Genomic DNA, 13,056 nt, shown 5'->3' with positions numbered 1-13,056 from the left:
AGCGTTTCACTCTTGCGCCGCCATGGTTGCGCCACATTTGCGGCCTGTCTTCGCAGGCTGCATCCATCAGGTAATCGGAGGCGGTATGAGCAATCTCGACAAGCAGGAACGCAAAGCAGAAGCACAGGACTTGAACCGCGATCCGATTTCCGGTGCACCGGGCTCGCATCCGGTCGGCGTGGGCGTCGGCGGCATCGCCGGCGGTGCTGCGGCAGGCGCGCTGGCAGGGACGGTGTTTGGTCCGCTGGGCACCTTGATCGGTGCGGCCGCCGGTGTTGTGGCAGGCGCAGCTGCCGGTAAGGGTGTGGCCGAACGTCTCGACCCGACCGTCGAAACCGAGTACTGGCGCCAGGAGCATCGCAACCGTCCGTACTACAAGGAAGGCACCGATTACGATCGCGACTACGCCACCGTCTACGGGTTCGGCCTGCAGGCCCGCGAGACGCGCCCCACCAGCACCTGGGAAGAAACCGAAGCCACGCTCGCTGGCGAGTGGCCGCGTAACCGTGGCGAATCGCGTCTGGAATGGGACGAGGCCCGCCTGGCCGCGCGCGATGCCTGGGACCGCGCCGATCGCACTCACAGCGTTTACAGCGATGGGGACACGCACTATGCGGGCCGCTTTGATAGCGCGAGCTATCGCGACACCGAGTATTCGTACGACGACTACCGTCCTGCGTATCGTTACGGCATGCAGGCGCGCCAGCAGCACGCCGGCCGCCAGTGGGACGATCATCTGGAACGCGACCTGGGCGATGGCTGGGACCGCTTCAAGTCCAATTCGCGCCTGAGCTGGGAGAAGGCCAAGCATGCGGTGCGCGAGGCATTCGATTCGGACCGCCACGATGATGCAGCGCGCCGCAATCCGACCGACCCGCGCGTGTAAGACGGCGGGGCGTACCGCTGGCATCAGGCCAGTGGCGCAGCAACAACGGGCCCGGTGGGCCCGTTGTTTTTTGTGTCTCTGCACACAACGACCCGACGCGAAGATAAAGGCAGCAGCTGCCATCAGCATTGCCTCGATGCACTTGAGTGAAACCACCGCACGCGCAACGTCGACCTGGAAGAGCCTGACCCCCACATCTGCCCAGCAGCACGACGGGCCATGCCGGATTAGGTGGATGCAGCCACTTCCAGCGCGATCGGACGCCTTGCTGGTGTGCGGGTCGATCGCTCCAGAATCGTCGTCAGCCGCATTGGCTTGCGTGAAAGATCAGCCAGGCCGCAGTGCACACGTACAGATTCAGTCGGGAGATGCTTCCACTGCGCGGATATCGCCTCGAAATGCGAGCGCCTCCGGCCCCGACGAGGCTGTGGTCTTGTCCTGCTGCTGCAGCATCTGCTTGCGTGCTGCCACCACTTCCTTGGCCAGCGCAATCCGGCGCCCTACCACCATCTCGGTCAACCAGTCGATCAACGCCCGGGTGTACTGCTGCTGATGTTCCTTGGCACTGAGTGCATGGTCGGCACCAGCGATCACCCGCGATGTCAGCGAGCGTGCGCTGGTGAACGCGTTGGCATAGTTGCGCAACACCGGGTGCGGCACGATGACATCGTCCTGCGCTTCCACCAGCAACACGTCGCCTGTGTATGCCGCGCAGGCCGCCAGGGCGATGTTGTCCCCAGGCGTCAGCACACGCTGTCGGTAGGCCATCAACTCCGGGTCGGCATTGAGACTCACTTTTGGCTGATCCCATTGCGCGTCCTTGTAGAGCGCAGGCGAGCGCAACGCCAGCCATTCCACCGGTCGTTCGCGTGTCAACAAAGCGGAGAGATAGCCGCCATAGCTCAGGCCGACCACCGCAATCGACTGCGGATCCACGTAAGGCAGACCTGCCAACTGGTCGTAAGCGGCAAGGATGTCCTGCAGGTTCTGCGCGCGCGTCACCGTCTGCCGCATCGACGCATGGCCTTCGTGGCCACGCAGATCGAAGGTGAGGCAGATACACCCCAAGCCGACTGCCTCGCGCGCGCGCACCAGGTTGTGGTGCTGGCTGCCGCCCCACCCGTGCACGAACAGCACCGCCGGAATCCCGGTCGGCGTCAGCAAGGTGCCACTCAATGCATCTTGATCGACAGCAATGTCGATGCTGGAAAGTTTGGCTTCCATCAGTCGGCGACTATCCTCCGATATTTGAAGCGCGGCCCGGGACCGGGCTGCATTGCACGGTAATACACTTGCGCATCGGCCGGCGGTTGGCCTTCGTAGATTTCGTGCGTGGACGCGTGAACCCAGTGCAGCCCAGGGTGCTGTTGAAACCTTGCAATCGCCGCCAACTCGGCCGGCGTCGCACCACCAATCCGCCAGGATTGCTCAAGCACACCGCAGACCTGCCCGGCATGCGCATCTGCACCACTCACCACATCATAGTTGCGGCGTGAGATGTGCAGCCCAGGATACGCGGCGGCGACCAGGCGGTCATAGTGGCATGCCTGTTCGACCACGCGTCGGTGCAGGGGTGTCAGCGGCGTAGACAGCAGCGCTTCCAGCGATCCGCGATGCACATGCAGCGACGATCCACCATACACCTCATCGCCCTCGGGGTTACGTACGGCGCATTGCGTGCCGTGGTAGGCGATCTGGATGCCGGCCACGCAGAGCTCGCCCACGCTGTGCGTCAGCGGCTGCAGGATATTGCGCTCCAGCACTGCACCGTGGGTCTGCAGATACGCACCGGGCAAGGTGCCCAGCACCTGCAGCAACTGCGCAGTGTCGGCGATACGCCATTGCCCGCTGCCGCCCACGCCGGTAGGCAGTTTCAGGCGGACGCCGCCATCTGGCAGCAATCGTGCCAGCGCCTGCACCGCATCGGCCTGCGAGAACACCGTGTAGCCAGCCAGGGTGGCCGGAATCAGCGCATTGGCCAATGCCTGGTCCCACCCAGCAATGCGTGCGGCGGCGGAGTTGACCAACGGGTGGCCAATCACCTTGGTGGCCACGAACGCATGCGGCACGATGCCGCCCAGCAGCCCGTCTGCCTCACGCACGCCCAGCGCGCGTGCCTGCTCGGCGGTCAGGGTATCGTCGGGCACATGCAGCGTACGGTGCCCGCTGCGCTGTTCCAGCGGCGTATCGCCTGCCAATCCCGCATCGCGTGCGCCCAGCAGGTGCGCGATCTCACTGCACACCCAGGCATGCGTGACACGTTCGTGCCCCTGCGCAGCCACATCGCGCGTGGTGTGCCCCAGTACCTGCCCATAACGCTGATCTGCCATCACCTCTCCCCTGGCGGCAAGGCCGCATGTCGGCGTTGGCAACAGTGCGACGCGAGCGCACCCATGGTGGTCGAGTCGGTCTGGATCGCTATCTCAGGGCCAGATAGAGGCCGACCAAGATCAGTGCCACAACGATCAGGCTGATGGCGACCCGCCCCCCGCGAAGCTCCAATAACGCATGCCACCACACGCGTGCTTCTGGTGTACCGCTAGCGTGATGAGGTTTCCGACCACTGCTTTCGCTGTCCTGCATCCTGTTCGCTCTCTCCATAACGTCGTCGCATACCTTAAGGATCAGACGTTACACAGGTGTGGAGCGGTTCAGAATCTTCCGTAAAATGCCGCGCTGCACAGGCATTTTGAGTGAATTGGTGCGCGCGCAGTGGCTTGCATGCTAGCGACTGAAACACATGCCTGCTCCGCAGTCACTGCGGTGTGTGCGCCTGGTCGTGCACTTTCTTGAGCACTGAATGACGCTGCATTGCGCTGCGGTGCCTACGTGCATGCATCGCGTGTAGACGTACACGGGCAAACTGACCAATTAAGCGTAGATACCCGTAACAGTTGCGTTCGATGATCATTCGTTGACATACGCGCCGTTACCCTGCAGGTCAAGTTTGTTTACGCCCGGAACGCACGCAGTTATGAGCAGAGACCCATCCGTCATCGATGTACAGGCCGAAATCGCGCATTGGCAGGCGCGGCACGCGCAGGGCAACCTGGGTGCAGGCAAGTTCAGCGAATTGTCCCCGGTGGTGAAGATGGCCTGCGATATCTATCTGCAGGCGCCGCGCTCGAGTGACCAGGAACGGCTGCGTCTGTTCCGTGATCGCCTCGAGCACCATTTCATTTCATCCAGCACGCAATCCAACTACGAACAGTTGGCGACCGACTGCTGGCAGCGCCTGGGCGCACGCAATAGTTGAGTCCGCATGTAGTACGCAAGACCTGTTATTCATTGGAGATCGTCATGAAAACCCCGTATCAAGTGCAGCAGGAGCTGGAACGACTGGAGCGGCTGGTGCCGCACATCATCAGCGACCAGGGCGACCGCGCGGAGGAGATCCTTGGCTTCCATGTCGCCAGCCTGCTGGGCAGTGCGCCTGCCAGCGAGCACGCCACCATCCGCGAACGCACTGCGCGCATGGCGCGCCTGTGCCGCACCGCGCAGGACGCGGTTCGCACACCGATCAGACCCATGGGCATTACTCCGGTCGCCCAGCCGCAGTGGGCCTGACCGACGCATCACCGGAGCCGCATCGCGGCTCCTTTGCATTTCACCATCGGCAGCGCCGATTTACCCCAGGACATCCATGAAATCCACTCTCGTTGCTGCTTCGTTGTTGGCCATGCTGGCCCTTACCGCCTGCGATCGTCCCGGTGGCGACACTTCGCGCACCGCACCGGCAGTGTCGCCGGAACCGACCGCCGCGCCGGTCAGTGGCAGTGGCGCGACCGAACTGGCAAAGGGCGACGGCGGAGCGCTGGGCGTGCTGGCTGCCATCGACGAAAACGAAATTGCCCTGGCCAAGCAGGCCATCGAGCAGGACCTGGGCGGCGCCACTGCCCAGTTCGCCGAACAGATGCTGCACGACCATGAGTCCAACCTCGAAAAGACCAAGGCGCTGGGTGCCAAGGACAGCCCGCGGGCCGAGGCGATGCGTGCCAAGGGCAAGGCTGCCGTGGACGCACTGGCCAAGACGCTGACCCTGCCTGACGGCAAGGATGCCTACCGTAACGCCTTCATGCGCACCATGGTCACCGACCATGGCGACACCATCAAGATCCTGGATGCGGAGCTTCTGCCCGCCGCCGAGAGCGCAGCGGTCAAGCAGCATCTGGAAGAGACCCGCCGTGTGGTGTCGGCCCACTTCGAACGCGCCCACGCCGTGTCGTCGTCGCGCTAAGCGACGCACGCACGCACGCAGTCTGCAGCGCGCCGGCCGGTCCGGCGCGTTTGCGTTTGGGTACACCAGTGTGCCCGGCGATGCGCACCGGCAAGGTCCTGCATCAACCAGGGCCCGCTGCAGCGTAGGCCTGTCGGCCACGCAGCTTCACTCCGCTGCGGCCGGCGCTAGCCTATGGTGCCCGCTCGACCCGGCCCAGGAGCCTCCCATGCGTTTGCTCATCACCGGCGGCACCGGCTTCATTGGCCAGGCCCTATGCCCGGCGCTACTGCATGCCGGCCACCAGGTCAGTGTGCTGACCCGCGATACGCGCCGTGCCGGCCGTGTCCTGCCCGGCGTCACCGCGGTGGAGAGGCTGGACGGGATGCAGGCCGAGGCCATCATCAACCTGGCGGGCGAGCCGCTGGCCGCCGGGCGCTGGACCGCCTCACGCAAGCAGCGCTTCCGCGACTCGCGGCTTGGCATCACCCGCCAGCTGCACGACTGGATCGCACGGCAGTCGCCCGAGCAGCGTCCCTCGGTCCTGATCTCGGGCTCGGCGGTGGGCTATTACGGTGACCGTGGCGACACCGCACTGACCGAGGCCGACAGCGCCGGCGATGACTTTTCAGCGCTGCTGTGCCGCGACTGGGAAGCCGAAGCCGCCCGCATCGGCGCGCTCGGTCCCCGGGTGAGCGTGGTACGTACCGGCATCGTGCTGGACCGCGATGGCGGCGCACTGGCGCGCATGCTGCCGGCATTTCGTTTCGGCGGTGGTGGGCCGTTCGGCGATGGCCGGCACTGGATGAGCTGGATCCACCGCGCCGACATGGTCGCGCTACTGGTCTGGTTGCTGCAGCACGGGCAGGCTGGCGCCTACAACGCCACCGCGCCCAACCCGGTCACCAATGCGCAGTTCGCCCGCACGCTGGCCACGGTCCTGCATCGCCCGGCGCTGCTGGCGCTGCCGGCCGGGCTGCTGCGGCTGGGTTTTGGCGAAATGGCCGAGCTGCTGCTGGTCAGCCAGCGGGTGCTGCCGCAGCGCGCGCTCGATGCCGGGTTCCGCTTCCAGTACACGCAGCTGGACGCTGCCCTGCGCGCCATCCTGCAACGCTGAGCCGCTGGCGCTGCGCTCCCCGCCGGGCGCGCGGCGTGGCCAGGGACCGCACAGGGCACGCTCTGGTGCCGGGCATACCTTGCACTAATATTTTCCTAACGACCATCTCCGACAGTGTCGCGGATCTCGGACTGGCCCTGTGCCCGGCGGAACCTCTATGCATCTGCTCCTGGTCGAAGACGACACCATGCTGGCCAACGCCATCTGCGCGGGTGTGCGCCAGCAATGCTGGACCATCGACCACGTCGACACCGCCAGCGCAGCCAAGACCACGCTGGTGGATCATCGCTACACCGCGGTGCTCCTGGACATCGGCCTGCCCGGCGAATCCGGCTTGACGGTGCTCCGCTTCATGCGCGGCCACTACGACGCCACCCCGGTCATTGCGCTGACCGCACGCGGCCAACTCACCGATCGCATCCGTGGCCTGGATGCCGGCGCCGACGATTACCTGGTCAAACCGTTCCAGTTCGACGAGCTGATGGCACGGCTGCGCGCGCTCGTCCGGCGCAGCCAGGGGCGCGTGGTGCCCCTGCTCGGCCAGGGCGATGTCAGCGTGGACCCGAGCAGCCGCAAGGTCACCAAGGCCGGCAAGTGGGTGGCGCTGAGCGCGCACGAATATCGGCTGCTGCTGGCATTGATGGAGCGCGCCGGCCGCGTGGTCACCAAGGACCAGCTGGAAGAAGGCGTGTATGGCGGCCCCTCCGATGGCGGCAGCAACATGATCGCGGTCTATGTGCACCAGCTGCGGCGCAAACTTGGCGAGGACCTCATCTCCACCGTGTATGGCCAGGGCTACATGATCGGCAAGGCACCGGAATGAAGTCCCTGCAGGCGCGCATGCTGGCGGCGCTGGCCGCCATTGTCCTGCTGAGTTGGTCCACCTCGTTGTGGATTCTGGTTGCGCTGGTTACCGAGGGACACCACAGCGTCTTCGAGCAGGAACTCAACCTGCTGGGCGATCAGTTGGTCAGCGCATTGCCCGAAACGCTGCAACACCGCTTCGACACCCCCGCGGCGCAGCCTGACCAGACCGACCCGCAGGCGATCAGCGGCAGTGCGTCTTCGCGCATGAGTTTCAAGCAGACCCTGATTGCGATGACGCTCAACACCGCGCAGCTGGGCATTCTCGGCCTGCTGGTGTGGTGGGCAGTGCGCACCGCGTTGAATCCGTTACGCAGCGTGTCTGGCGCTATCGCGCAACGCACCGGCCTGGAAACCGAGCCGGTACCGCTGGATCGGGTGCCGGACGAGATCCGGCCACTGATCGAGGCATTCAACACCCTGCTCGCGCGCGTGGAAAAGGCGGTGCAGGCCGAGCGCGACTTCGTCGCCGACGCCGCGCATGAACTGCGGACACCGCTCTCGGCACTGCACGCCTATGCAGAAGTGGCATTGCGCGCCCCCACGCTGGAGGCCAAGGACGCAGCGCTGCACCCGTTGCTGGAGACCGCGCGCCGCAGCAACCGGTTAGCCGAGCAGTTGCTGGATCTGGCGCGGCTGGATGCCGGCATCAGCTCGGCGGCCTATCAGCGCGTGGAGATGGGTGAACTGATCTCGCACGTGCTGGACGAGTTCAGCGTGCAGGCCGATGCGCGCCAGATCGATCTGCACATCGCTGCCTCGCCCTGCCTGCTGCGCTGCGATGTGGATGCGGTCGGCATCCTGATCCGTAATCTGGTCGACAACGCCATCCGCTATGGACGCAGCCGCGGCCTGGTGGAAGTGAGTTGCGGCTATTGCCTGCGCGCCGACGTATTGCATCCGTTCGTCCAGGTCAGCGATGACGGCCCCGGCGTCCCGGATGCCGCGCGCGCATCCATCTACGAGCGGTTCTATCGCGTTCCCGGCAGCGAGGTGCAGGGCAGCGGCATCGGGTTGTCGCTGGTAGCAGGCATCGCACGCCTGCACGGCGCGACGATCGAGACCTGCGAAGGCAACGATGGGCGCGGCTTCTGCGTGCGCATGGTATTTGCCGGCGACTCCACCCCCACCGTGGCCTGAGCGCAGCTAACCAACCTGCTGCGCTCACCGCCGGGGAACGTGGCAGATGCTCGATGCGGCATGTACCACGCGTGCACTCCGGTTCCTCCGCGCCGTCCGCACCCGCCTGACGACCGCTCGCAATTTTTTTGGTAGCCGCTTTAAACGCGCACCGGCGCAGCTGCCGGCCGCATCCAATAAGTTCCCAAACCTGCCTGCCTACAGTGCACTCACCGCACGCATCCAGGATGCATGGTGATGATGTCCTCGCCCCGTTCCACACCGATCCCACGTGCCACTCCGGCGCTGTCGACGCCGCACAGCGCGGCCAACGACAGCCTGATCGCCACGACCGGCGCTGCGCTGCCACTGGATTTCCGTTGCGGCCGCACCGGCATCCGCAACCGCGACATCTGGTGCGCGCTGCCGGATATCCGCAGCGCGCGCAAGCTGCGCCGCCTGCAGCGCTGGGTCACGCGTGGCGTGGTGTTTGCCGCTTCCGGCCTCGCCTTTGTGCTGGCCATGGCCAGCGCGCTGCTGCATTGACGCCGGCACACGCCCTGCCCGCCCGGTCCCAGCCCTCGTTCGACTTCTCACATAGGCTCCGCATCATGTCCCAGCGCATCATTCGTTGCTGCACGCTCGCCCTCGTCGGCCTGACCCTGGCCGGCTGCGCCAGCACCGGCCCGATGCCATACCGCCAGTTGCCCTCGTCCAGCTATCTGCGCCCGCACGAGGGCAGCCGCGGCAATCGCATGCCGTATGCGTATCACGGCGAGGTGGATTGGTCGCACTATCGCGCCGCCATCATCGAGCCGGTCGCCATTTACCGCGGCCCGGATGCGCAGTTCGAAAACGTGCCCGAGCAGGACAAGCGCATGCTTGCCGACGAGATGCAGCAGCAATTCGGCAACGCCATCGCGCGGCGCTGGCGCCCCACGCTTTCGGCCGACCGCGACACCTTGCGGATACGCATGACCCTGACCGGCGCCAAGCCCAGCAAACGCGTACTGGGAACCTTGATGAAGGTGGATCTGGGCGGCGGATCCTACAACGCGGTGCAGGCCGCACGCGGCAAGCAAGGCGCATTCTCCGGCTCGGTGAGCTACGCGTTGGAAATCTTCGACGCGCAGACCGATCGCCTGCTCGCCGCTTATGTCGAAAAGCAGTATCCAGGTGCCATGAACATCAAGGCCAGCCTGGGCGCCTATGACGCTGCAAAGGCAGGGATTGGCAAGGGTGCCGAGCAGTTGGTTGAGGGATTGGAGTAGGGGGGATCGGGAATCGGGAATCGGGAATCGGGAATTGGGAATTGGGAATTGGGAATTGGGAATCGTGGTGTAGCAGCTGTACTGAGGCGATAGCTCGAACCCTGTCTTTTTCTTTCTGTTGCCGGTGCTTTCCACTTCTGTTTCTCTACACCTTTTGCTTCGTACTTCTTGCTTGCTGCCTCTTGCTTGCTGCCTCTTGTTGCTGGCCCTTTCTTGTTTCTGTTTCTCGCTGCCTGTCGCTTACGGATTGCAGATTGCAGATCAGGCTACCCGCATACCGCTTTCCCTTCTCCCGCCGGGAGAAGGTGCCCCGCAGGGGCGCGGGAGAAGGTGCCCCGCAGGGGCGCGGGAGAAGGTGCCCCGCAGGGGCGGATGAGGGTGCGCGCTGCGTCATGGGCACAACGGCAAGCTCCGCGCGTTGCCCTCCCTTCAACTCTTTCCGCGGAACGAAGTTCGTCGGTCATGAAGTAACGGCCGGTGTTTACCGGAGCAACGCGTCTATGGAGATGGCTGTCCGCCGCAGGCCATCCACCACCCTCGCCCACAAAAAAACCGGCGCTGTGCGAACAGCGCCGGTTTTTTTTATGCCGCCTGCGACACGCCCGATGGCGCGGCGCCTCAGCGCGTGACCCGCTTGGCGGCTTTCTTGCCCACGGCCTTGCGGGCGGCAGTGGTCTTGGCCACTGCACGCGTTGCCGGGGTCTTGGTCACCTTGGCCGCCTTCTTCAAGGCCGTCTTGGTCGCCGTCTTCTTCAGCGGTGCTTTCTTGACCGCAGCCTGCCGGGTGGCGGTCTGCTTGGCCACCGGCGCCTTTTTGGCAAGGCCCTTGGCCGTCGACTTTTTCACTGCCGCGGATGTGGCAGCCGCCTTCTTGGCCGCCGTGCGCGCCCCCACCGTCGCCACGGCCGTCTTGCGTGCGGCTTTCTTGGCTGCGGTCTTGGCCGTCAGTGCGGCGGCTTCGGCCTTGGCACTGGCCCTGGCGGTCTCCAGCTTCTGCCTGGTAGCGGCCTTGGTGGTGGCGATCTTCTTCTTGGCCGCGGCACTGGTGCTGCTCAGCTTCTGCTTGGCGGCGTCCTTGGTCGAGACAAGCTTCTGCTTGGCCGCATCCTTGGTGGCCACCAGCTTTTCCTTGGCAGCGTCCTTGGTCGCGCTCAACGAGCGCTTGGTCTTGGCCACGCGGCGCTTGACCGCGCCTGCCGCTTCGCCGGCCTTCTCGGCCACGCGCTGTTCGGCCGTGACCACCGCCTTGCGTGCCTTGGCGACCCGTGTCTTGACCTCTTCCACCGCGGCACCGGCCGCGTCCTGCACATTGCTGACCGCGTCGCTGGTGGTGCTGACGAGGGTGTCGGTCAGTTCGGTTGCGCTGCTCTTGACGCTCTCGACAGCGTCGGACAGGGTTGCCGTCACACCATTTCCGTTGCTCATAGACCCTCCTTAAGGGCATCAATGCGGGAAACGCGGGCGATGCGCGCGAGCAGGCGAATGCTGAACAGGCATCGGATGAAGCGGACGCTACGCCGGGCCACACGGACTGTCAACGCGAGGGCAACCCTCGACGCAGAGCGCTTTCACCACCAGTTAAATTGCCGGCTGGCACTCTCGTTCAGCTTGATTTACGCAGTCACACGCCCTATTCCTTTCCCACCGCGTAACCCGGAATCCGTTCCATGCGACCGCTTCCCACCTTGCTGACGCTTTCCCTCGCCGCCGCCTTTGGCGGCTTCGCTGCGACCGGCATCAATGCCTGGCTGGACAACCGCGCCGAGGCCACGCCAGCCGGCACTGCGACCTTTACCCTGCCGACGGCCGCTGCCTTGCCCGCGGCGGTCGCCGGCCAGCCAGTGCCCTCGCTGGCGCCGATGCTGCAACAGGCGATGCCGGCGGTGGTCAGCGTCAACACCAAGCAGGTGGTGCGGGTCCGCAACCCGTTCTTCAACGACCCCATCCTGCGCCGGCTGTTTCCGCAGGTGCCGCAGGACCGCATCAATGAGTCGCTGGGGTCGGGCGTGATCATCGATGCGCAGAAGGGCTACGTGCTGACCAATCACCACGTGATCGAAAACGCCGACGATGTGCAGGTGACGCTGGGCGACGGCCGTACCGTCAAGGCCGACTTCATCGGCTCTGATGCCGACACCGATATCGCGTTGATCCGCATCAAGGCCGACAACCTCACCGACATCAAGCTGGCCGACAGCAACCAGCTGCGCGTGGGTGACTTCGTGGTGGCGATCGGCAACCCGTTCGGGTTCACCCAGACCGTCACCTCCGGCATCGTGTCGGCGGTGGGGCGCAGCGGGATTCGCGGGCTGGGCTACCAGAACTTCATCCAGACCGACGCTTCGATCAACCCGGGCAATTCCGGCGGTGCGCTGGTGAACCTGCAGGGCCAACTGGTGGGCATCAATACCGCCAGCTTCAATCCGCAGGGCAGCATGGCGGGCAATATCGGGCTGGGCCTGGCGATTCCCTCCAACCTGGCGCGTAACGTGGTCGAGCAATTGGTGACCAAGGGCGTGGTGGTGCGTGGCACCCTGGGCCTGGAAACCCAGAACCTCACCCAGGACATGTTGCGTGGGCTGGGCGTGGATTCGCTGCGCGGCGCGCTGGTAACGCGCGTGTTGCCGGGCTCCGCCGCTGCCGCTGCCGGCGTGCAGCCGGGCGATGTGGTGGTGGGCGCCAACGACCAGCGCGTGGACAGCGCCGAAGCCTTGCACAACTACGAAGGTCTGCAGGCGGTGGGCAGTGCCGTGACGCTGGATATCCGTCGCGACGGCAAGCCGCTCAAACTCAAGACCACCCTGAAGGAACAGGATCGCGCAGTGACCGGCGACATGCTGGACCCGCGCCTGAGCGGGGCCACCTTCGTGGACCTGCCCGAATCGCTGCGGCAGTCCGGCATCACCGGGGTGATGGTCAGCGAGGTCAAACGCGGTGGACGCGCCGCAGCCAACGGCCTGGTCTCCGGCGATGTCATCGTGGCCAGCAGCGTGGGCGAGTTCGCCGACCTCGCCAGCTGGCGCGCCAACTTCCAGCGCAAGCCACAGCAGCTGGTGCTGCGCATCCTGCGTGGCAACGCGCAATACGACGCGCTCATGCGTTGACGCGATGTGCATTCCACCCCGCCTCCACTAACGCCTCCTACACCCCCCCGATGCTATTGCTACTGCACGACCGCACGTGAGTGGCGGCTGCCATCAATGACCGAAGGAGATATCGCATGAGCCCCACCAATACCGATCAACTAAAGGACAACCTGAGCGAAGCCGGCACCCACCTGAAGTCGGCCGCCAGCGCTGCAGGCGAAGCCGTCAAGGGTGCGACCAGTGCGGCTGGCGATGAGCTCAAGCTCGGTCGCGCCAACGTCAAGGCCGAACTCTCCGACTCCGCACTGGCCGGCATGGCCGCTGCCGAATTCGGCGGTGCAGCCGCCAAGGAACAGATGGACGTGCTGGTTGCCAAGGGCAACGACCTGCTCGACAGCGCCACCGATCTGATCCGCGAGCGCCCGCTGGCTGCCTTCGGCGTTGCCTTTGCCGCTGGCTGGGTCATCGCCAAGCTGGCACGCGGCAACGACAACTAA

Annotated in this window: 14 protein-coding genes and 1 other RNA gene; 12 read left to right on the top strand and 3 right to left on the bottom strand. The window is 65.2% G+C overall.

Annotation, left to right across the window (positions count from 1 at the left end; genetic code table 11):
• Nucleotides 1-85: 85 nt before the first annotated feature.
• Entirely contained in the window at nt 86-886 is an 801-nt protein-coding gene (locus tag A7D17_RS02800; protein ID WP_064507694.1) for a hypothetical protein, read from the top strand.
• Between the two features lie 357 nt (nt 887-1,243).
• On the opposite strand, the gene A7D17_RS02795 is transcribed toward A7D17_RS02800, so the two are convergent.
• Both A7D17_RS02795 and A7D17_RS02790 read right to left on the bottom strand, forming a co-directional pair.
• Nucleotides 1,244-2,110 carry an alpha/beta hydrolase family protein gene (locus A7D17_RS02795; protein ID WP_064507693.1) on the bottom strand — a complete coding sequence of 289 codons (867 nt, stop codon included), beginning with the start codon at nt 2,108-2,110 and terminating at the stop codon, nt 1,244-1,246.
• Nucleotides 2,110-3,216: a DUF3182 family protein gene (locus tag A7D17_RS02790; RefSeq protein WP_064507692.1), complete on the bottom strand. Its 1,107-nt coding sequence runs from the start codon at nt 3,214-3,216 to the stop codon at nt 2,110-2,112. The genes A7D17_RS02795 and A7D17_RS02790 overlap by 1 nt, the downstream gene beginning before the upstream one ends.
• A 644-nt stretch (nt 3,217-3,860) precedes the next feature.
• Between A7D17_RS02790 and A7D17_RS02780 the strand changes: the two genes are divergently transcribed.
• From A7D17_RS02780 to A7D17_RS02740, 9 genes are all read left to right on the top strand, one after another.
• Nucleotides 3,861-4,142: a hypothetical protein gene (locus A7D17_RS02780; protein WP_003486531.1), complete on the top strand. Its 282-nt coding sequence runs from the start codon at nt 3,861-3,863 to the stop codon at nt 4,140-4,142.
• A gap of 44 nt (nt 4,143-4,186) precedes the next feature.
• Nucleotides 4,187-4,453, top strand: coding sequence for a hypothetical protein (locus A7D17_RS02775; protein ID WP_064507691.1), 267 nt, complete (start codon nt 4,187-4,189; stop codon nt 4,451-4,453).
• Nucleotides 4,454-4,529: 76 nt separating this feature from the next.
• Nucleotides 4,530-5,123 carry a DUF4142 domain-containing protein gene (locus A7D17_RS02770; RefSeq protein ID WP_064507690.1) on the top strand — a complete coding sequence of 198 codons (594 nt, stop codon included), beginning with the start codon at nt 4,530-4,532 and terminating at the stop codon, nt 5,121-5,123.
• Between the two features lie 208 nt (nt 5,124-5,331).
• On the top strand, nt 5,332-6,219 hold the full coding sequence (locus tag A7D17_RS02765; protein ID WP_064507689.1) for a TIGR01777 family oxidoreductase: 888 nt from the start codon (nt 5,332-5,334) through the stop codon (nt 6,217-6,219).
• Between the two features lie 157 nt (nt 6,220-6,376).
• Nucleotides 6,377-7,042 (top strand): response regulator transcription factor, encoded by a 666-nt coding sequence (locus A7D17_RS02760; protein ID WP_064507688.1) that lies wholly within the window; start codon nt 6,377-6,379, stop codon nt 7,040-7,042.
• Complete coding sequence (locus A7D17_RS02755; RefSeq protein ID WP_064507687.1) at nt 7,039-8,223, top strand: ATP-binding protein; 1,185 nt, start codon at nt 7,039-7,041, stop codon at nt 8,221-8,223. The genes A7D17_RS02760 and A7D17_RS02755 overlap by 4 nt, the downstream gene beginning before the upstream one ends.
• 60 nt (nt 8,224-8,283) lie before the next feature.
• Nucleotides 8,284-8,360, top strand: a non-coding RNA gene (locus tag A7D17_RS02750) — sX9 sRNA.
• A 100-nt stretch (nt 8,361-8,460) separates the two neighbouring features.
• Nucleotides 8,461-8,748 (top strand): hypothetical protein, encoded by a 288-nt coding sequence (locus tag A7D17_RS02745; RefSeq protein WP_064507720.1) that lies wholly within the window; start codon nt 8,461-8,463, stop codon nt 8,746-8,748.
• Between the two features lie 65 nt (nt 8,749-8,813).
• Entirely contained in the window at nt 8,814-9,473 is a 660-nt protein-coding gene (locus tag A7D17_RS02740) for a DUF3313 domain-containing protein (RefSeq protein ID WP_064507686.1), read from the top strand.
• 618 nt (nt 9,474-10,091) lie between these two features.
• Here A7D17_RS02740 and A7D17_RS02735 read toward each other — a convergent pair.
• On the bottom strand, nt 10,092-10,898 hold the full coding sequence (locus A7D17_RS02735) for a hypothetical protein (protein WP_064507685.1): 807 nt from the start codon (nt 10,896-10,898) through the stop codon (nt 10,092-10,094).
• Between the two features lie 242 nt (nt 10,899-11,140).
• On the opposite strand from A7D17_RS02735, the gene A7D17_RS02730 reads away from it, so the two are divergent.
• Together A7D17_RS02730 and A7D17_RS02725 are read left to right on the top strand one after the other, a co-directional pair.
• A complete protein-coding gene (locus tag A7D17_RS02730; RefSeq protein WP_064507684.1) occupies nt 11,141-12,577 on the top strand; it encodes a Do family serine endopeptidase in 1,437 nt (478 codons plus the stop codon).
• 116 nt (nt 12,578-12,693) lie between these two features.
• On the top strand, nt 12,694-13,056 hold the full coding sequence (locus A7D17_RS02725; RefSeq protein WP_064507683.1) for a hypothetical protein: 363 nt from the start codon (nt 12,694-12,696) through the stop codon (nt 13,054-13,056).

The sequence above is a fragment of the Xanthomonas floridensis genome, assembly GCF_001642575.1.
Taxonomy (GTDB): domain Bacteria; phylum Pseudomonadota; class Gammaproteobacteria; order Xanthomonadales; family Xanthomonadaceae; genus Xanthomonas; species Xanthomonas floridensis.
Note: the sequence above shows the minus strand (reverse complement) of the source record. Positions and strands in the feature narration are given on the sequence as shown.

Bases quoted from the DNA above. Each gene is read 5' to 3' on its own strand.
- A7D17_RS02800 (WP_064507694.1), top strand. From the start codon at position 86: ATGAGCAATCTCGACAAGCAGGAACGCAAAGCAGAAGCACAGGACTTG.
- A7D17_RS02795 (WP_064507693.1), bottom strand. From the start codon at position 2,110: ATGGAAGCCAAACTTTCCAGCATCGACATTGCTGTCGATCAAGATGCA.
- A7D17_RS02790 (WP_064507692.1), bottom strand. From the start codon at position 3,216: ATGGCAGATCAGCGTTATGGGCAGGTACTGGGGCACACCACGCGCGAT.
- A7D17_RS02780 (WP_003486531.1), top strand. From the start codon at position 3,861: ATGAGCAGAGACCCATCCGTCATCGATGTACAGGCCGAAATCGCGCAT.
- A7D17_RS02775 (WP_064507691.1), top strand. From the start codon at position 4,187: ATGAAAACCCCGTATCAAGTGCAGCAGGAGCTGGAACGACTGGAGCGG.
- A7D17_RS02770 (WP_064507690.1), top strand. From the start codon at position 4,530: ATGAAATCCACTCTCGTTGCTGCTTCGTTGTTGGCCATGCTGGCCCTT.
- A7D17_RS02765 (WP_064507689.1), top strand. From the start codon at position 5,332: ATGCGTTTGCTCATCACCGGCGGCACCGGCTTCATTGGCCAGGCCCTA.
- A7D17_RS02760 (WP_064507688.1), top strand. From the start codon at position 6,377: ATGCATCTGCTCCTGGTCGAAGACGACACCATGCTGGCCAACGCCATC.
- A7D17_RS02755 (WP_064507687.1), top strand. From the start codon at position 7,039: ATGAAGTCCCTGCAGGCGCGCATGCTGGCGGCGCTGGCCGCCATTGTC.
- A7D17_RS02745 (WP_064507720.1), top strand. From the start codon at position 8,461: ATGATGTCCTCGCCCCGTTCCACACCGATCCCACGTGCCACTCCGGCG.
- A7D17_RS02740 (WP_064507686.1), top strand. From the start codon at position 8,814: ATGTCCCAGCGCATCATTCGTTGCTGCACGCTCGCCCTCGTCGGCCTG.
- A7D17_RS02735 (WP_064507685.1), bottom strand. From the start codon at position 10,898: ATGAGCAACGGAAATGGTGTGACGGCAACCCTGTCCGACGCTGTCGAG.
- A7D17_RS02730 (WP_064507684.1), top strand. From the start codon at position 11,141: ATGCGACCGCTTCCCACCTTGCTGACGCTTTCCCTCGCCGCCGCCTTT.
- A7D17_RS02725 (WP_064507683.1), top strand. From the start codon at position 12,694: ATGAGCCCCACCAATACCGATCAACTAAAGGACAACCTGAGCGAAGCC.